The sequence below is a fragment of the Hymenobacter sp. FMD4 genome (assembly GCF_058932745.1).
In genome coordinates this window covers 1-18111 of record NZ_JBZYWH010000016.1, presented here as the reverse complement: position 1 = coordinate 18111, position 18111 = coordinate 1, and the positions used below count along the sequence as shown (strand labels likewise).

Annotated in this window: 11 protein-coding genes; 6 read left to right on the top strand and 5 right to left on the bottom strand. The window is 63.3% G+C overall.

Features of this window, described 5'->3' with window-relative positions; genetic code table 11:
• Positions 1 to 205: 205 nt before the first annotated feature.
• Positions 206 to 2026, bottom strand: a complete 1821-nt coding sequence (locus AC5FXY_RS14690; protein WP_493557450.1) for a sensor histidine kinase — start codon at positions 2024 to 2026, stop codon at positions 206 to 208.
• 398 nt (positions 2027 to 2424) lie between these two features.
• Here AC5FXY_RS14690 and AC5FXY_RS14685 point away from each other — a divergent pair, with 398 nt between their 5' ends.
• The gene (locus AC5FXY_RS14685; RefSeq protein WP_493557449.1) at positions 2425 to 4002 is read left to right on the top strand and encodes an ATP-binding protein; all 1578 of its coding nucleotides are present in this window, start codon (positions 2425 to 2427) and stop codon (positions 4000 to 4002) included.
• A gap of 162 nt (positions 4003 to 4164) precedes the next feature.
• Here AC5FXY_RS14685 and AC5FXY_RS14680 read toward each other — a convergent pair whose 3' ends face one another.
• The gene (locus tag AC5FXY_RS14680; RefSeq protein ID WP_493557448.1) at positions 4165 to 4743 is read right to left on the bottom strand and encodes a Crp/Fnr family transcriptional regulator; all 579 of its coding nucleotides are present in this window, start codon (positions 4741 to 4743) and stop codon (positions 4165 to 4167) included.
• A gap of 266 nt (positions 4744 to 5009) precedes the next feature.
• Here AC5FXY_RS14680 and AC5FXY_RS14675 point away from each other — a divergent pair, with 266 nt between their 5' ends.
• On the top strand, positions 5010 to 5981 hold the full coding sequence (locus AC5FXY_RS14675; RefSeq protein WP_493557447.1) for an NAD(P)-dependent alcohol dehydrogenase: 972 nt from the start codon (positions 5010 to 5012) through the stop codon (positions 5979 to 5981).
• A 397-nt stretch (positions 5982 to 6378) separates the two neighbouring features.
• Here AC5FXY_RS14675 and AC5FXY_RS14670 read toward each other — a convergent pair whose 3' ends face one another.
• The 3 genes from AC5FXY_RS14670 to AC5FXY_RS14660 all read right to left on the bottom strand — a co-directional run bounded on the left by AC5FXY_RS14670 (position 6379) and on the right by AC5FXY_RS14660 (position 10822).
• Positions 6379 to 8670, bottom strand: coding sequence for a PAS domain-containing protein (locus tag AC5FXY_RS14670; protein WP_493557446.1), 2292 nt, complete (start codon positions 8668 to 8670; stop codon positions 6379 to 6381).
• A 600-nt stretch (positions 8671 to 9270) separates the two neighbouring features.
• A complete protein-coding gene (locus tag AC5FXY_RS14665; protein WP_493557445.1) occupies positions 9271 to 10347 on the bottom strand; it encodes a sensor histidine kinase in 1077 nt (358 codons plus the stop codon).
• Positions 10348 to 10366: 19 nt separating this feature from the next.
• The gene (locus tag AC5FXY_RS14660; RefSeq protein ID WP_493557444.1) at positions 10367 to 10822 is read right to left on the bottom strand and encodes a response regulator; all 456 of its coding nucleotides are present in this window, start codon (positions 10820 to 10822) and stop codon (positions 10367 to 10369) included.
• 194 nt (positions 10823 to 11016) lie between these two features.
• On the opposite strand from AC5FXY_RS14660, the gene AC5FXY_RS14655 reads away from it, so the two are divergent.
• From AC5FXY_RS14655 to AC5FXY_RS14640, 4 genes are all read left to right on the top strand, one after another.
• Complete coding sequence (locus AC5FXY_RS14655) at positions 11017 to 12909, top strand: sensor histidine kinase (protein ID WP_493557443.1); 1893 nt, start codon at positions 11017 to 11019, stop codon at positions 12907 to 12909.
• Positions 12906 to 13316 (top strand): response regulator, encoded by a 411-nt coding sequence (locus tag AC5FXY_RS14650; RefSeq protein WP_493557442.1) that lies wholly within the window; start codon positions 12906 to 12908, stop codon positions 13314 to 13316. The genes AC5FXY_RS14655 and AC5FXY_RS14650 overlap by 4 nt, the downstream gene beginning before the upstream one ends.
• 649 nt (positions 13317 to 13965) lie before the next feature.
• The gene (locus tag AC5FXY_RS14645; protein ID WP_493557441.1) at positions 13966 to 17718 is read left to right on the top strand and encodes a PAS domain-containing protein; all 3753 of its coding nucleotides are present in this window, start codon (positions 13966 to 13968) and stop codon (positions 17716 to 17718) included.
• Between the two features lie 157 nt (positions 17719 to 17875).
• The coding region (locus AC5FXY_RS14640; RefSeq protein WP_493557440.1) for a hypothetical protein at positions 17876 to 18111 on the top strand (236 nt) is incomplete at its 3' end.

The window sequence follows — 18111 nt, the reverse complement described above, 5'->3', positions numbered from 1 at the left end:
GCCAACAAGCCCTAGTCAATAAACGCGTACCCCCCGCCCTGCCGCGCCTTCGCAAACCGCGGAAGCAGGCTCATTCTGGCCTTTTCAGTGCCCCTAGCCCACTACGCGACCTGGCGAATGGTCGCCTGCCGCAGCCGCTTCTTTGTGCTACCAAGCGTCGGGGCTAGCTCCTCCATGCCTGCCAGGTTCACGAGGGTCGTGGCCACTAGGGCGCAGCCCGGGCGCCGGCAGCAGAGGCGGGTAGGGTAATCATAAAGGTGGAGCCCACACCCAGTTGACTTTGCACCACAATTGTGCCTCCGGCGTTTTCCACCAGGCGCTTGACCCTGTACAATCCGATACCCGAGCCCTCGACGTGGTCGTGCAGGCGGTGGAACATGCCAAACAGCTTGCCCTGCTGGTCCTCGCTGAGCCCCAGGCCGTTGTCCTGCACTTCCAGCACAATGGCCGTAGCGGTGCGGCGGCAGCGTAGCTGCACGTCGGGCGGGCAGCCTGGGCGCTGGTACTTGACAGCGTTGCTGAGCAGGTTGTAAACAATGCAACGCAGGTGTTGGGGGGCAAAGCAGATACTGGGGCAGGCTGCTACTTCCACGGTAAGACGGGCGTGGGTGGCGGCCAGCAAGGTGGCCAAATCCAGGCGGATGTCTTCGACAAGGGCTTCCAGGTCTACGGTTTCGGGGGGGTGAGCCTGGCACCGCTGCAGCTGAGACACGTCGGTGAGCTGAGCAATGGTGAGCTTAAAGCGGTCGACAGCGAGCTGCATGTGCTCGAGCAGAGGCTGCAGGATGTCGGCTTGCCCGGCGGCGGGCAGGTCTTCCTTTAGCGCCTGGAGCAGCCCTTCGAGGTTGGCAATGGGGGTCTTCAGGTCGTGTGAAGCCGTGTAGACGAAATTGTCCAGGTCGGTATTGGTGCGCATGAGCTGGGCATTGGCAGCGGTCAGCTCGTCGTTGGCCTGGGCCAGTTGCTCTCGGGCCAGCACCTGCTCGGTAACGTCGATGCCGAACACGGAGATGCCCGCCGGCTGGCCGGCTTCCTCGAACCGGTGGTAGTTGAATGTAAAGTACTGGCGCTTGACGGGCAGGCCATCGGCCTGGTGCAGATCAACGGGCACTTCGATTCCCGCCTGCGGCTCGCCGGTGGCGTACACCCGGTCGAGCAAGGCCACGAAGCCCGGCGTGGCGGCATCAGGCCGCACGCTCGCCAGGGGGTAGCCCAGTAGCTGACGGCCGGGAAACACTCGTTCCTGGGCCGCATTGAAGTAGTCAAATCGGTGGTCGGGCCCCCGCAGCAGGGTAATCAGGGCCGGGGTTTGCTCGAACACCTGGTGAAAGGCTTCGCGCTCGTGCAACTGCCGCCGGGTGGCGGCCAGCGCGTCGGCCTGCAGGGTTTCGTTGAGGCGCCGGGCCAACACGGCCTCCGTCACGTCGTAGGCGAAAAGCGACACGCCCACCGTGTGCCCCTGCTCCTGGTAGGCGTCACAGGAAAAGGTGAAGTACCGGGTGTGGGCTGCCTGCCCCGCGGGTAGCACCAATGCCAGGGGAGCCTCAACGCCGAAATACGAAACGCCGGAGCGGAACACGCCGTCGAGCTGCGTAATAAGGCCCATCGCCACAGCTCCGGGGTGCCAGTCGGCCACGGACCGGCCGAGGGGCATAGGATGGTCCGTGAAAAGCTGTTGGAAGGCGGGGTTGCCGTAATCGAGCTGGTGGGTGGGGCCACGCAGGATGCATACGGCGGCCTGGGTCTGGCTGAGGAAGCGTTCGAGGTTGGCGCGTTGATGCTCTGCCTCGGTTTGGGCGGCCTGGGCAAGCTGGGCCGAGGTCTGCACCTGAACTTCCAAGTCTTGGATGCGCGCAAGCAGACTTTGCAGGTCGTGCTGCAGGCCAGCGTTACCAGTCAACAGGTCTGGGTTGGCATGTTGCCCGGTGCTGTTGACGGCCGCCAGTCCGGGGTTCTGCTGTACTTGCTCGGGGAAGCCCGCAGCACCGGGCAGGGAAGCGGGGGGCCCGAAGGGGGAAGTAGACATAACGGCGCAAGGGCGCCAAAAGAAAACAGTGGCCAGGAAGGCAGCGGCGAAGTCTGCGGGCGATAAGGGGTGCCGGCAGCCGCGCATATGCGGAGCCCGGGAGAAGAAGGCAAGTCGGGTAGCCGTCCACGCAAACCCGGCATAGGCGTATACGGGGATGCCTGCACAACGAACGGGAAGAAGAAAACCCGAATCGGAAAAGGCACCTTGTCCCTGCATCAGTACTGGAACCGCTCAATACCGGTTCGGTGCTCGAATTGTGTCTGGGTGAACTACAGCGTCTACAAGTTCTCCAAAGAGGGCTGCCTGTTTCTTCCCCTGCCTATGTATGCTTGCTTGCCTTCCACCAGTACCAGCCTAAGCCCAGCCTTTTTTCGCGGGCTACGTTAATCTGCTTTATGCAGCCGACCGCCCCCACCGCCCCCGTTGCCGACCCGTTACGCGCCCTGGAAACGGTACCCGACTCGTACCTCGTGATTTCACCCGAGTTGCGTATTCTCACGGCCAGCAACGCTTATTTGGCGGACACCCTAAAACAGCGCGACGAGTTGGTGGGGCGCTACCTGTTTGACGCTTTTCCGGATAACCCGGCCGCGCCCGAGGCCCATGCCGTGCGCAACTTGCGCGCCTCGCTCGAACACGTCATCGCCACGGGACAGCCCCACCAGATGGACCTGCAACATTACGATGTGCTCGACCCGGAACGGCCGGGCCACTTTGTGGAACGCCACTGGCTTCCGCGGAATACGCCCGTGTTTGACGACCACGGGAAGCTCTGCTACATCATTCACAGTTCCATCAACGTGACGGAGGAGGTGCAGGCGCGGCGAGCAATGGTGCAGGCACAAGACCGGGAGCACGAGGCGCTGCTCGAAGCGGAGCGGGAACGGCAGCGGCTCAGCCAGCTCGTGTTGCAGGCGCCGGCAGCCATCTGCCTGCTCCAGGGCCCTTCGTTTGTGTACGAGCTCGTCAACCCCGGCTACCAGCAGCTGTTCGCCGGCCGCACGCTGCTGGGCAAACCGCTGCTGGAAGCGGTGCCCGAATTTCAGCACACCGCCGTGTGGGAGCGGCTGCAGGAGGTGTACCGCACGGGACAGTCCCACCAGGACCAAGAGGTGCCGATCGTCGTGGCCCCTACGGCGGAACGCGAGCCGGAAGTGGGGTATTTCAACCATACGTTTCAGGCGCGGTACAACGAGCACCAGCAGGTGGACGGCGTGTACGTCTTCGCCTTCGACGTAAGCGAGCAGGTGAAGGCCCGGCAGCAGGTGCAGGACCTCAACCAGCAGCTCACCCGCGTAAATGCCGACCTGGACAGCTTCGTGTACATGGCCGCGCACGACTTGAAAGGGCCCATCAACAACTTGGAGGGGCTCGTGGATGCACTACGCGAGGAGCTATCGAACCCGCCCGCCGCCGGCGCGGTGCTGCACATGATGCAGGAGGCCGTGATGCGCTTTCAGCGGACGCTCGAGCAGCTCAGCGAGGTGCTGCAGCTCCACCAAGCCCATGACCCGGTTGCCCCACCGGTGGAACTGGCGGCCGTGGTGGAGGACGTGCGCCAGGACCTGCTGCCCGCCTTGCAGCAACTGGGGGGCCAGCTGGAGGTGGATGCCGAAGCCTGCCCCGTGGTGGCCGTGCCCGCCAAGAGCCTGCGCTCGGTGCTCTACAACCTGCTCAGCAATGCCCTCAAATACCGCCACCCCGACCGGCCGCCGCACGTGCGCCTGACGTGCCGTACCCAAGACGGCTACTGGTGCCTCGCGGTGCAGGACAATGGACTAGGCCTGGAGGCCCGCCAGCAGGCCTCGTTGTTTGCCTTGTTCCGACGCTTCCACAATCACGTGGAAGGCTCGGGCTTGGGGCTGTACACGGTCAAGAAAATAGCGGAGAACCTGGGCGGTCGGGTCGAGGTGCGGAGCGAACCCGGCATGGGCTCCGAGTTCCGGGTGTATGTGCCCAGCCCAGCCCATTAGAAGGGCATCGCCTTGCAGATGCTCAAGATGATCAAAAGTCGGGGTGGAGTTCTTCAGAACTACGTTTCTCTACCTGACCGCCATTAAGCAAATAGTCGCACGCCTCAGGCCCACCAGGTGGAAAGTCCCAGCCAGGTAGACGGAGCCCCGGCCGCGAGTCGCCTAGCCCTGCTCTTGCTGGAGGCGTCTGCGGATCCGGCTTAACGATTCGGGTTGGATGCCTAGGTAGCTGGCCAGCTGGTATTGGGGCACGCGCTGCACCAGATCGGGGCGGGTCTTCAGCAGCCGCAGGTAGTGCTGCTGCGGCGAGAGGTTTTGGTAGCTGTCCAGCAAGGTTTGCGTATCGGCCAGCAGCGCGCTGCTGATCAACCGGCCCAAGGTTTCAAAGCGCGGGTACTGATCGAACAGGGCCTGGTTGCGTTCGGGGCTGCCGGTCATCAGCCAGCACTCCTCTTCGCAGACCAAGTAATGCGCGGCGGGCTGCCGCGTGGTGTAGCTCACCGTCAGGATGGGCTGGCCCTCGGTGTAAAATGCGGCGGTCTTCTCGTGACCATCCTGCAGGAAATAGCTTCGGACGTAGCCCTGCAGCACCAAGTAACACTCCTGGGCAACAGTGCCTTCCCGCAGCAGCACAGCGCCCTTGGGAAACTGCTGGATAAGTCCGTGCGCTACCACGGCACCGGCTTCCTCCGCCGTGAGGGGAAGGTAGCGGGCGAGCAGGCGCAGGACGTGGTCAGTCATCGACGGCATGGCCAAGGGAGGAATGGCTGCGAGGAGCAGCTGCCGGCAGGCGTGGGCACGAAGCTGGCCCAAGGAAGCAGCTAGCTGGGCTGGGCCAAAGGTACGGGTTGCCGAAGCCCTGCCAAGCAGGGAGCGGCGCGCAGGAGCCAGCACTGCGCGGGCAGCTGGGGAGCGGCCGCTGAGTGGTTCTTAACCCAAGTCAACGAACCCGGGCCAGGGTGCCTCCTAGTTTTGGCCCACCAACAAAACCCCACGCCCCTTCGCTGATGAAAGCGGTAATCTGCCCCCAATACGGCCCGCCCGAAGTCCTGCAGCTGACGCAGGTGGCCCGGCCCACGCCCCGGCCCGACGAACTCCTGATTCAGATCCGGGCAACCACCGTCACGGCGGCCGATTCCCGGGTCCGGAGCTTTACCGTCCCGCGGGCCTACTGGTTACCAGCTCGCCTGGCGTTGGGGTGGCGCAAGCCGCGCCAGCCCATTTTGGGCGTGGAGCTGGCAGGCGAAGTGGCCGCAGTCGGCCAGGACGTGCGCGGTTTCCGACCCGGCGACCGGGTCTTCGCCTCGACGTTGCCCGGTTTCGGCGCCTACGCCGAATACATCTGCCTGCCGGCCCGCGCGGCCATCAGCCCGATGCCGGTGAACAGCACCTTTGAGGAGGCCGCAGCCCTGCCGATCGGCGCCCGCACGGCTTTGCACTACTTGCGCCAGGCAGCAGTCAAGCCGGGGCAGCATGTGTTAATCTGCGGGGCCGCAGGCAGCGTGGGCTCGTATGCGGTGCAGCTTGCCCGCTACTTCGGAGCGGAGGTCACGGGGCTGTGCAGCGGCTCCAACGCTACGTGGGTACACGCCCTGGGCGCCGCCACAGTCATCGATTACACCGCCGCCGGTTACGCCCGGTACCTAAAGACTTACGACGTGGTGTTTGTGGCCGTTGACCGGTATTCGTTCACTTTCGGCGCCCGACTCCTGCGCCCGCAGGGCGCGTACGTGGACGTAACGGCACCCGTCAAAAGCCTGCCGATGTGGTGGGCCCGTCTGCGGGGCCGATGCCGCATCGTGGTGGGAGAACAGGTACCCGAATCAGCGCAGGACTTGCGTTTCCTGAAAGACTTGGTGGAAGCAGGCAGCCTCCGGCCGGTGATTGACCGACGCTACCCGATGGAGGACATTGTTGAAGCGCACCGGTACGTGGATCAAGGCCACAAGAAGGGCAACGTGGCCATTACGATTGGGTAGCATCGCGCTTGTTGGGTTCCGAGCCCCCTTTCCGCAGCCGGCCTTCGCGACCAGGCGTGCAGCACTTGGTCCGGTGCCGCCTCAAGTATCCACCAGCGTAGGCCGGTACTGGGCGCTGCCAGCGCCTAGTTGGAAACAAAAGAGCTAAACCGGGAGGGGCGCTTGTGCACTAGTCGAAACTTTCGAGAGCCGACACCTTCAAACGAAGTACACCCCAAGTTGTGCCCGTGCGAATGCGCACCAAACACGCATTTGCAGCCTACTGCTTAAGCTTTGTCGCACCCCATTAATTGTATTGTTGTGTGGACCACCCAGCGTGATTATCCAGCTACCAGGGCATAGGCGTCGGCCGATGCCCTGGCCTTCTGCTTCGGCGGGTACCTAAGCTGTTAAGAACCTATACTTTGAAAATCATACTTGAAGCATCCGCCCATGCCAAGTTGGTGAGGGGAATGCGGAGGCGGACGTAGGCGCCGGAGGTAGGAAAGGAGCCCATGTCCATGCCGCCGCCGAGCAGCGCCACATGGTCGCGGATGCTGCGCAGGCCGAGGCCGGAGGCCCTCGTCGGGTCGGACGTGAAGCCCACTCCGTTGTCCTCAGCGCGCAGCAGCACGTAGCCCGGCACCGTTTCCACGGTCAGATGCGCCTCGGTAGCCTGCGCGTGCTTGACGATGTTCTGCGCCAGCTCCTGCGCCATGCGGTACAAGGCCAGCTGCAGCGGCGGGGGCAACGTCTGCCCGTCCAGCTCCACGCTGCAACCGAAATGCAAGGATTTGCCGGTAAGCTTGTGGCAGATGTCGCAGAGGCTGGCTTCCAAGCCAAACTCAGTTAGCACCGTGGGCACCAACTCGTGCGAAATCACGCGGGTCTGCCGAATGGCATCGGCCAGCAGCTCGTGGGCGCGGGATAAGGCCGGCTCCGGCGCAATGGCCCGCAACTGGTCGAGCTGCAGCTTGGTGGCGTACAGAATTTGTCCCACGCCGTTGTGCAGGCCTTCGGCGATGCGCCGCCGTTCGGCTTCCTGCGCCGCCAGCACGGCGTTGAACATTGCCTGTTGTTGCTGGCGCTGCTGCTCCTTGGCCTGCCGGCGGGTGCTGATGTCCTGCACTACGCTGATGTACTGCTGCGGCCGCTGCTGGGCGTCGCGCTTAAACACCTTGCCGCTCGCCCGGTACCACAGCACTTGCTCGCCCTTGATGACGCGATACTCGAAGCCGCGCACCTCGTCGTCGGCAGCAGTCCGGAACCCCTCGATGAAGGCCCGCAGCCCCAACTGGTCGTCGGGATGGGCCCGGGCCAGAAGTTGCTCGTAGTCGAGCTGCAACGTTTCGCGGTAGCGGGCTTCGTCGCCTTTGTAGGCCGCGCGGTTCACGAAGACGGTGCGATTGACGGCAAAATCGAAGACCATGATGAAGTCCGGCGTGGCTTCCATAATCTGCTCGGCCAGCCGCTTGCTTTCCTGCGCTTGCTGCTCGGCCTGCTTCAGGGCAGTGATGTCGAGCATGGTCAGGATAAGCCCGTCACCATTGCGCACCGCGCTCAGGTCTACCCAATGCTCCTCGCTCGCGTGCGGGTAGCGGTACAGCACGCGACTGGCCTGGCCCGTTTCCACCACGCGGGCACAATCAGCAAACACCAGCTCTGCAAAGCCCGCATGTACCTCCCGCATCCGCCGGCCGCGTGCCTGCTCCGCGGGGAGCTGGTGCAGCGCTTCCGCCGCCTTATTGATGCCGCGGTACACGAAGTCGACCAGCTGCCCCTGCGCGTCGCGCACCGCCTCCACGATGCTGATGGCAGCGATGGAGCCGCTGAGCATTTGGTGAATGGTCGCGTTGGATTGCTGCAGCTGCAGATAAGACGCGTGGATGGCCTCCTCGGCCTGCTGGCGCTCCGTCACGTCCTGCACCAGCCCCAGCAGTTGCGCGGGCGTGCCGGCCGCATCGCAGATGACCGTTCCGTGGGCCTCCAGAATGCGCAGGGCACCATCTGGGTGGTAGATGCGGCGCAGGTAGTGGTAGGGGCGCCGGAGGCGCACGGCTTCGTCGAGCACTTTTCTTACCAAGGGCACGTCATCGGGGTGCGAGCGGGCATCGATAAAGGCCAGTGTAGGCTCAAACGCCTGCGGCTCCTCCCCGAGCAAACGAAACATTCCGTCGGAAAACCGAAAGCGCATCGTGGCCAGTTCGGCCTCGTAGCTGCCGGTGCGGGCTACCTCCTCCACCGCCAGCAGCAACTGGCTGGTTTGCTGCTGCGCGGCCTGGTGCTGCCAGGCCACCTGCTCAGCCTGCCGGCGGGTCGTGGCGTTTTCCCAGTACACCCACACGTGGCCATCGGGCGCGGGCGCCGTGCGCATGTTGATCCACTGCCGGGTGTGCGGCAGCCAGTAGTCGCCGCCGCCGACGGTACCGGGCTCGGTGGCGTGGGCCAGGGCCTGCAGCAGGCTCGGGGGCAACACGGCGGGCCGCACGGCCGCGGGCTGCCGCTGCAAGACAGCGGCGGCGGGCACGCCCCATAGAGCTTCGGCTTCGGCATTGAGCAGCGCTACGACGCCCTCGCTGGTCAGCACCAACACACCCCAGGGCATGGTCTGCACCAGGTGCGTCCAGTCCAGGGCCGAACCAGCTGCTGCACCCGTGACAGGGCGGGGCGCTGGAGGGGGCAAGTCAACGGATGTGCGGGAAGCAGGCATAGCAAGGTGAGATAAAACCCAACCCCCGACGGGGTGCTGCTCGCGCACCGGCACCGACCACGACGGCTTCGCAAGGGAGTAGGTTAGCCTACGCTGGAATATAGGCGTATTTGGCCACAGTATGCCCATGACGAACAGCGTAGGCAGAGGCTAGTTTGCAGCCACGCGAATGTATCCTACTCTGGAACAGTTCGCTTATGCCTTAGCACGGTCGACCTGTTACAGGACGCCGTCAATCGAATACTTCGTTCAGTTGAACCAAGGTCCGTGTGCAGCAGCAGAAAAGTCATTTCTACTGGGTACACTAACCTCAAACAACCGGTTGAGCTGCTTGGTTACGCCTCCCTTCGCTTCGGCTGCACTCAGCATGAAGTTTTAGCGGCTTTATGTCTACACGGCCTAGGCTAGCCGAGCAGATCTTAAGTTTTTCTACAAGGCGCAAATAATGATCAGCAGGTGCGGCTAGGTTGCGCCGAAACAGCGCTTGAAGTTGTCAGCCGACTTTCCAGCGCTGCGCGTTAGTGCCGGGGCTGCATTCGTACTGGCAGGACCGCATTACTGCCAGCTATGGTCAAACTTTCACCGACGCAGAGCCATTGCTCACAACTCGTATTCGCGCAGCAAACAGGTAAACGTGGAGCCTTGGTTAGGCTGACTCTCGACGCGGATATGCCCCCCGTTGCGCTGCACGATGTTCTGCACCAGATGCAGCCCCATGCCTCTGCCCCTGACTCGGGTGTTGAGGCGGGAAAACGGGCGAAACAGCTTGTGTCCATGCGCTGCCAGATCGATACCCAGCCCGTTGTCCTGCACCGACAGCAGCACCAAGTCTCCTTCGCGCCCGCTGCGCACCTGAATGCGTAGCGGCCGGCCGACAGCACGGTACTTCACGGCATTGCCGAGCAGGTTCCGCAGAATGCTGTGCAGGTAGCTGCGTACGTACACTAGTTCCGGCAAGGCGCTGAAATCGGCCTCTATGACCGCGCCGGCTTCCGCAAACTCGGCGTTGAGCTCGGCTTGTACCTGGGCGTACGCCTGTGCCAAATCCAGACGGTGGGCCCGCACCCGGAACGTGCTCTGCACCTCCAGCACTTCTACCAGGTCGGCAATCGTGCCTTGCAGCTTTTGCACCGATTCGTGCATGTGCTGGAGCAGTACTTCTCTTTCCGCTTCGGCGGCGGACTGGTGCACGAGCCTAAGCAGCGTGTTCAGGTTGCCCACCGGCCCTTGCAGGTCGTGCGCAGCGGTGTACAAGAAGTTTTCCAGGTGGCCGCTGACCCGTGCAAGCTGCTCACGCTGCCGGGCCAGCTCCGCTTCCGCCTGGGGAGGTAAGGCGGGGCGCACCACCGTGAGCAGGGCCGTTATTCGCCCTTCGGCCAGCATTGGCCATACTTCCAGCGTTGGGGGCAGGGCACCAGAAGCGTCGGCATCTGACGAGGCAAGCACTACCGCAGTGGCCTCACCAGAGCCGCGCACCTGCTTCAGAGCGGCCAACCAAACCGCACCGGCGTCTGAGCCTTGCGCTACCACCGCGGCTGTTTGCCCCAGTAGTGCCGCCCCGGGCTGCCCCAGCAGGCGCGCAAAGGCCTCAGTAGCGACGGTTAGGCGCAGCTCGGCATCGCAGCAAGCATGGGCATCGGGGAGGGAGGCAGGAGCCGCAGAGGAAATGGGAGCCATGAAGCGGCGGTAGGGCAACTCAGCGTTCAGCTTTGACGTGGTTGGGCTGGTCGTTGATGAGCAGCCAGTAGTGTACCACCTCAGCAATGGTGAGGGAGTATTTAACGAAGTTCATCGCCTTGATAATGTAGCTATTGGCACCCAGCCGGTACGCTTCCTTCATTTGGGCGATGGAAGTCGATATGGTAAGCACCACTATCGGAATAGTTTGCGTGACCGGATCGGTTTTGAGCGTAGCCAGCACATGCTCCCCCTTGATCTTGGGCAGGTCCATATCCAGCATGATCAGCAGGGGCAGCTCGTAGGACTGGTTTTGGTAGCGGCCCCGGCGCAGCAGATAGTCCAGGGCTTCTTCCCCGTCGTTGACGTGGTGGCACTGCAGGGCCGGCATTTTGGCACGTAGCGCCCGAAAGGTCAGTTCCGCGTCTTGCTCACTGTCTTCAATCAACAATATCTCGGGGCGGGGCGGAACCATGGCAGACGCATTAAGGGCAGTAGGAGGCACGCAAAACTAGGAAATCACATCGGTCGCGCTACCAAGTATTCCGGCCGACCGTATTTTCCTTGCCGCGTCCTTCAACTATTTATCACCCGTTACGGCTTCGGGGCGTACATGGGTTGCGGCAGCACTCATGGGCGCTCCGTTTCCCTGGCCCGGCTTGATTGAGCATGAAACCTTTGTCCTTGCGTCGCAGAGTGTACATCAGCTTTGCGGCGGCGGCCTTGCTGCTGGCCGTCACCAGCGCTTTTTTCGTGGTTAGCTCACGGCAGTACGCCGCTACGGTACTACAAGTCGAGCGTACCCAGGCCCACCTGCGCCAGCTCGAAACGGTACTCTCACTGGCCAAAGACGCCGAAACGGGGGAGCGAGGCTATGTCATCACGCGGCAAGAACGCTTTTTGGAGCCCTTCCGACTGGCCCAAATGTATCTGCTGCGCGAGCTGGGCGAGCTGGATGAGTTGATTGGGGGGGTGCCGTTTCATGCCGCGCGCCTGCGGCAGTTCCGGGCCCTGGCGGCCGAGCAGGCTCAGTTTCTGAGCGAAAACGTGGCCCTGGAGAGCCAGGGGCAGCACCGCGCCGTGGTGGCGCGCGTGTCGGCGGGTGAGGGCAAGCGCCTGCTGGACGCCATGCGCCGGCTGATAGCCCAAATGCAGGCTTATGAACGCCAGCAGCTGTCCGCTCAACTCGAGCAGGTGGAGGTGCGGGCCTGGCACAATAACGTCGCCACCCTGACCGGTTTGGCCGTATTGGTGGCCTTGTTCGGCTTGGCCGCCACCACCATTGCCCGCGACCTGCTGCGGCAGCAGGAACTGGAGGCCGAGCTGACCACCAAAAACCTGGAGCTGGGCACGCTCAACGCCACGCTGCAGCGGCTGCTCGACCGCCTGCACGAAGCCCAGCGGATTGCCCGGGTAGGCTCCTTTGACCTGAGCGCAGATGGGACGCAGTTCGCGGGCACTCCGGAGCTGTACCGCATCTACGGCTGGGACACCGTCAGGGCCGGGCAGCCCTCCATGGCCGACCTGTTCCGCGTGGCCGTTCACCCCGACGACCGGGCCCGCCTGCAGCGACAAATACAAGAGCTGACCCACGCCCCGGCGTCCTACTTCATGCAGTACCGCATTGTACTGCCCGACGGCGCGGTGCGCCACGTGGAAGCGCGCGGCCGGCCCGTGCGCGAAGGCGACACACTGCACTTCCAGGGCACGGTAATGGACGTGACCGACCGTGAACAAGCCGCTCAGCAGTTGCAGAAGCTCAACCAGCACCTGCAGGCCACCAACGACGAGCTGTCGGCGGCGCTGGAGGAGCTTTCGGCCGCCAGCCGCCGGATTCAGCAGTACAGCGCGGTGCTGGAGCAGCAAAACGAAGACCTGGAGGCCTTTTCGTACTCTGTATCGCACGATTTAAAGTCGCCCCTACGCTCGGTGCTCTCCTTCGGCAGCATTCTGGAAGACGAGTACGGCTCTGCCCTGGACGCCGAGGGCCGCCGGCTGCTCGACATCGTGCTGGACAGCGCCCGCGCCATGCACGAGCTCATCGAAGCCTTGCTGCAGTTTTCCCGGCTGGGCCGTACCGCCGTGCGCCCCGAGCTGGTCGACATGGACCAGCTGGTGTCACGGCTGCTGACCGAGTTCGAAGCGGGGCCGCACCCGCTGCCGGCGCTGGACCTGGCCCCACTGGGTACAGCCTGGGCCGACCGCCAGCTCATCCGGCAAGTGTGGTTTAACCTGCTCGGCAACGCCGTGAAGTTCGCCTCAGTCCAACCCCAGCCCCGCCTGCAGGTGCTCTGCCTCCGTACGCCGGTCGAAACCATTTATTCGGTAGCCGACAACGGCGTTGGTTTCGAACCGCGCCACGCTGGGGAACTGTTCGGGGTGTTCAAGCGCCTGCCTTCGGCCACGGGGTTTGCCGGCACCGGCGTGGGACTGGCCATTTGTCACCGCATCCTCTCCAATCACGGTGGCCGCATCTGGGCCGAAGGCTCGCCCGGCCAGGGAGCCACTTTTCACTTTGCACTGCCGGCCACCCCGGTCCCAGCTCCAGCCCAGCTGCCATGACGCCCCTCGACTTGCTGCACGTGGAAGACGATCCGCATTGCGTCGAGCTGATGCAGCGGGCGCTACGCCGGCTGCCCCACGCCCCTGCTTACCACGCCCTCCCCGACGGCGCGCAGGCCTTGGCCCTGCTGGCCGAGCGCCCCGTACTGCCCCGCCTGCTGCTGCTGGATCTGCGCCTGGCTACTGGCACCGGCCTAGAGCTGCTGGCCACCCTACGCACCGATGACCGGACCCGGCAACTACCAGTGGTCATGTTTACTTCGTCGCAGGAACAGCGCGACGTGGCGGAAGCCTACCGACTAGGAGCCAACAGCTACGTTGTGAAGCCTACGGAATACCGCCACTTTGTGGAGACGGTGGCGCAGCTAGTCGCCTACTGGTTCGGGGTCAACTACAGCAACTCCTGACATGCGGCCAGCGCCTGGCCACAGGATGGGCTGTACTCCAGCGGGGCGACACTAGCGTCAGGTCAAGCTGCGTTTGCCTGCTTTGCTTTCGGTCGACAGCTCGAAGTAACTCCATGCTACGCCGGGGCATCAACCCAGATTGAAAAGCCCTTGCTTAAGCCAGTCCATCAGCAAGATCCAGCTTGGGCTAGGCCAGTGTCTGGTTTTGCCGGCGAGGACCTTAGCATCAGCAAGGCAAGCCGTAAAAGCGCTAACTTGCACATCGTATGCTGTGCTTTTTTAGACTTTCTTCGATGCCTAAAGTGCCTGCTTCTACCGGTGCCTTCACCTAGCCCTAATCCGCCATCGTGCAGGCACCATCCGGGCTGAGCTGCCGGAAACGCCCGGCACCCGCGACACGCGCAAACCGGGTACCTGTACTAGCGGTGAGCCGCAAAAACTGGCACACCTGCCCAATGTATCAAAGAGCAAGCTGTTTGCCGGGGTGCGCTCCAAAGCAGTGGCAGACTTAGCTGCCGCTATGGTTGAAGCACCTGGCCAGCACTCCATTTAATTCTTTCCGCCCGTTTGTTCCGTCACCGAAGCCCCTACTTGGCTAGGGCACGGCGGTCCATCGGTTATCTTGCCTGGCTTAACAGCTACCTGCTTCGTGCTCCCAACTGCTTCCCTTACCGCCCTCTTTCACGCGCTGCCCGACGCCTCCTTGTTGTTGTCCGCGGACCTATGCATTGAGGCGGCCAGCGACTCTTACCTGGCCGTGACGCTTACCCGCCGGGAGCACCTGCTCGGTCGGCTTGTATTCGAAGCCTTTCCCGATAACCCTGCTACTCCTGAGGTCCGGGGCGTTGAGAACCTGCGGGCCTCGCTGCGGCATGTGCTGGAGACCGGGCAACCCCACGAGATGGCCCTGCTGCGCTACGACGTGCCCGATCGAGCCCGTCCAAATCAGTTCGTGGAGCGCTACTGGCTGTCGCGCAATGTACCCGTACTTGACGAGGAGGGGCGGGTAAGCCACATTCTGCACGTAACGACCGATGTTACCCAAACAGTGGTTGGCGAAGCTCGGCTGCGCGCCAGCCAGCGCGCCGAGCTTCGCTCGCTGGCCGAGGCCGAAGCCCAACGTGCCCGGCTGCACGCCCTCATCACGCAAGCGCCGGCCATCATTGCCAGCTTGGTGGGGCCGACGCTCGAAGTGGAACTGGCCAACGAGGGCTTTCAAAGCATGCTTGGCCACCGTGCGCTGGTAGGTAAGCCCTACCGGGAAGTCGTTCCGGAATTTGCGGACCAGCCGTTCTTCACGCTGCTGGACGAAGTTTACCGCACCGGCGAGACGTACTACGGCAACGAGCAGTTGGCCTATATCGACCGGACCAACTCAGGCAAGCGGGAAGCCTTCTATTTTAATTTTATCTTCCAGGCTACCCGCGATGCGGCAGGCCAGGTGGCGGGCATCCTCATCTTTGCTTACGACGTTACGGAGCAGGTGCTGGCCCGGCGCCGGGTGCAAGATCTGAATGATGAACTGCTGGCTGCCAACGAGCAGGTTCAGGCCAGCAATATCCAATTGCTCAATGCCCAGCAGCAATTGCTGCAGCTCAACCAGGAACTTGAAGCGCGCGTGGTCGAGCGTACCCGGGCTCAGGCGCAGGCCCAACAGGAGGCCGATCAGCAGCGTCAGCGTCTGGAGCGCCTGTTTATGCAGGCTCCGGCCGCCATTTGCATGCTCAGCGGGCCGGACCTGGTGTACGAGTTGGTAAATCCGGGCTACCAGCAGTTGTTTCCCGGCCGCGCCCTGCAAGGAAAACCGCTACTCGAAGCATTGCCCGAACTCACCGACCAACCCGTGTGGCACACCCTGCAGCACGTATACCGGACAGGCGAGACGCACCAGGAAACGGGCATCCGTATTCCGGTGGCCCCCTATGAGGGCGCCCCGCTGCAGGATTACTACTTCAACTACATCCAGCAGGCCCGCTACGACGAGCAGGGCCGCATCGATGGAGTGGTTGTGTTCACCTTCGACGTGACCGAGCAGGTACGCTCTCAGCAGGCCAGCGCGGCCACTGCTCACCAGCTACGCATTATCACCGACGCGCTGCCGGTGCTCATCGGCTACCTCGACCACGAGGAGCGGTACCGCTTTGCCAACCACGCCTACAAGGCTTGGTTTGATCAGGAACCGGAAACCTTGCTGGGACGGCCCGTGCGCGAGGTAGTAGGCGAAATGGCCTACGCCGGCGTCCAGCGCTACATCGCCCGGGCCTTGGCCGGGGAGCGGCTGGATTTCACCGCCCAAATGCCTTACCGTGAGGGTTTCACCAAGCACATCCATACCAGCTACGTGCCCGACGTGCGCGATGGAAAGGTGATAGGCTTCTACACACTGGTTTCGGATGTGACGCAGCAGGTGCTGGCCCGCGAGCAGGAACAGGCCCTGAACGAGGAACTGGCCGCCATCAACGAAGAGCTGGAAGCTTCCAACGAGGAGCTGCGCGCCCACCACATCGAGCTGGTGCGCACGCAGGAAGCCCTGCTGGAGGCGGCTGAGCGCCGGGCCGAGGAGCGCGAAACCTTCTACCAGATCTTCGAGCAGACACCGGCCCTGATTGCGCTGCTGAGTGGGCCCGAGCACCGCTACGAATACGTGAATCAGGCGTACCAGGCGCTGTTCCCCGGGCGTCAGCTCGTCGGCCTGACCTTGGCTGAGGCCCTGCCCGAAACCGTGGAGCAAGGCTTTCTGGCCCTCATGAACAACGTCTACCACTCGGGTGAAACCTTCTACGGCAATGAGTTGCGCTTAACCGTTGCGCAAGCCGATGGCCAGCCCGACCGGGACCTGTACTTCACCTTCACCTACCAAACGTACCAGGAAAACGGGGCCGTTGCCGGGGTTACCATTTTTGCCTTTGAAGTCACGGATCAGGTACTGGCCCGGCAAGCCCGCGAACAGGAACGGCAGCGGTTGCTAGGCCTGTTTACGCAGGCTCCGGCCGGCATCTGCATTCTGGCCGGGCCCGAGCTAGTATTTGATTTCATCAACCCCAGCTACCAGCTGCTGCTGCCAGGCCGGGACCTGCTGGGGCGGCCCATCTTCGAGGCGCTGCCCGAAATCGAGGGCACTCCCGTTGCGGCGATGCTGCGCGGGGTGTACGCCACCGGGCAGACGCACGAAGAACAGGCCTTGCACATTCGGGTAGCCCGGCCCACAGACGGGGCCCTGGAAGACCGCTACTTCACCTTTGTGTACCAGGCCCGCCGCGACGAACGAGGCGAAGTAGACGGCATTCTGGCGTTTGTATTCGAAGTTACGGCGCATCAGCAGGCCATTGCCGCTGTGCGCGAAAGTGAGTCGCGCTTCCGCATCATGGCCGATGCGGCGCCCAACCAAGTGTGGGCCGTGAACCCGGATACCACCATTCGATACGCCAACCAGGCTTTCCTGGACTTTGTGGGGGTGAGTCTGGAGCAGTACGTGGCCACGGGCTGGTCGGCTTACCTGCCTCCGGAAGAAGTGGACCTAGCCCACCGTACCCTGTCAGAGGCCATCCGCACCCGCTCGCTGTACACGCTGGAGCACCGCATGCGCCGCCACGACGGCGAGTACCGCTGGCTGCTGGCGCAAGGAGCCCCCAGCTTCTACCCCAACGGCGAGCTGTACGGCTACGTGGGCTCGGCCATCGACATCACGGAGCTCAAGCAAGCCAACGAGCGGCTCACGCGCACCAACCAGGACCTGGACAACTTCGTGTACGCCGCCTCCCACGACCTGAAGCAGCCCGTCAACAACCTGGCCGGTTTATTCCAGGAGGTACGCCGCAGTGCCACCTTTGTCGCTCCGGAAGAAGAGCAGCTGCTCGTGCCCATGGTGCAGGAGGCCTTGCAACAGCTGAGCGTCACCATCGACGACCTGGCTGCACTGGGCCAGGCCCAGCAACTGAGCCAGGCACCCGAGGAGCTTGTCTCCCTGGCCGACCTCACGGAAGAAGTGATAGGAACGCTGGAACCGCAGATACAGGCGGCCCAGGCGCTCATCACCACCGACTTTCAGGCGCGGCCAGCCCTGTCTTTTGCCCGCGCCAACCTGCGCACCATCCTGCTCAACCTGCTGGGCAACTCGCTTAAGTACGCCAACCCGGCGCGGCCGGCGCGCATCCACGTTTCGGTGTGGGTGGAACGGGGCCAGTCTGTGCTGGAGGTTAAGGACAACGGCCTGGGCTTCGATGCCGCTAAGCACGGCGCGGAGTTGTTTCAGCTCTTCCGACGGCTGCACACGCACACGGTTGGAACCGGTGTCGGGCTCTATTTGGTTAACCGCATCGTGGAAGCTAGCGGCGGCTCAATCGAGGTAAACAGCCAGCCGGACGAGGGTGCTACCTTCCGGATTCGGTTAGGGTCGGCCTAACGAGGCTGACCCGGAGCCGGCTTTTTACGAATAAGCCTGGCGTGGTGGCGTAGCGGCTGGCTCGCCCACTCCGCCGCGCCTTACGTACCACGGGTTGTGCAGCCGCCTCCGCCGGCTCAAGTTTTTCACAGGTTTACCGATTTCCAGTTTGTCCCCTATGCCTGCTTCGCCGGTACCTGCTCCGCTTCGCTCCTTGCCTGCCGATGCCCTGCTGGGCGACCTGCTGGCGGTGTCGATGACCGGCGTTATCTATTACACGCCCATTTACGACCCGCAGGGCTCGGGCGACATCGTGGACTTCCGCTTCGAGTACCTCAACCCGGCGGCCCAGCGCATGATGGGCATGCCCGCGGTGCCCGCTGTCACGCACAATGAGCAGTGGCCCCACAGCCG

Excerpts from the sequence above, each read along its gene's own strand:
- AC5FXY_RS14690 (WP_493557450.1), bottom strand. The coding sequence starts at position 2,026 with ATGTCTACTTCCCCCTTCGGGCCCCCCGCTTCCCTGCCCGGTGCTGCG.
- AC5FXY_RS14685 (WP_493557449.1), top strand. The coding sequence starts at position 2,425 with ATGCAGCCGACCGCCCCCACCGCCCCCGTTGCCGACCCGTTACGCGCC.
- AC5FXY_RS14680 (WP_493557448.1), bottom strand. The coding sequence starts at position 4,743 with ATGACTGACCACGTCCTGCGCCTGCTCGCCCGCTACCTTCCCCTCACG.
- AC5FXY_RS14675 (WP_493557447.1), top strand. The coding sequence starts at position 5,010 with ATGAAAGCGGTAATCTGCCCCCAATACGGCCCGCCCGAAGTCCTGCAG.
- AC5FXY_RS14670 (WP_493557446.1), bottom strand. The coding sequence starts at position 8,670 with ATGCCTGCTTCCCGCACATCCGTTGACTTGCCCCCTCCAGCGCCCCGC.
- AC5FXY_RS14665 (WP_493557445.1), bottom strand. The coding sequence starts at position 10,347 with ATGGCTCCCATTTCCTCTGCGGCTCCTGCCTCCCTCCCCGATGCCCAT.
- AC5FXY_RS14660 (WP_493557444.1), bottom strand. The coding sequence starts at position 10,822 with ATGGTTCCGCCCCGCCCCGAGATATTGTTGATTGAAGACAGTGAGCAA.
- AC5FXY_RS14655 (WP_493557443.1), top strand. The coding sequence starts at position 11,017 with ATGAAACCTTTGTCCTTGCGTCGCAGAGTGTACATCAGCTTTGCGGCG.
- AC5FXY_RS14650 (WP_493557442.1), top strand. The coding sequence starts at position 12,906 with ATGACGCCCCTCGACTTGCTGCACGTGGAAGACGATCCGCATTGCGTC.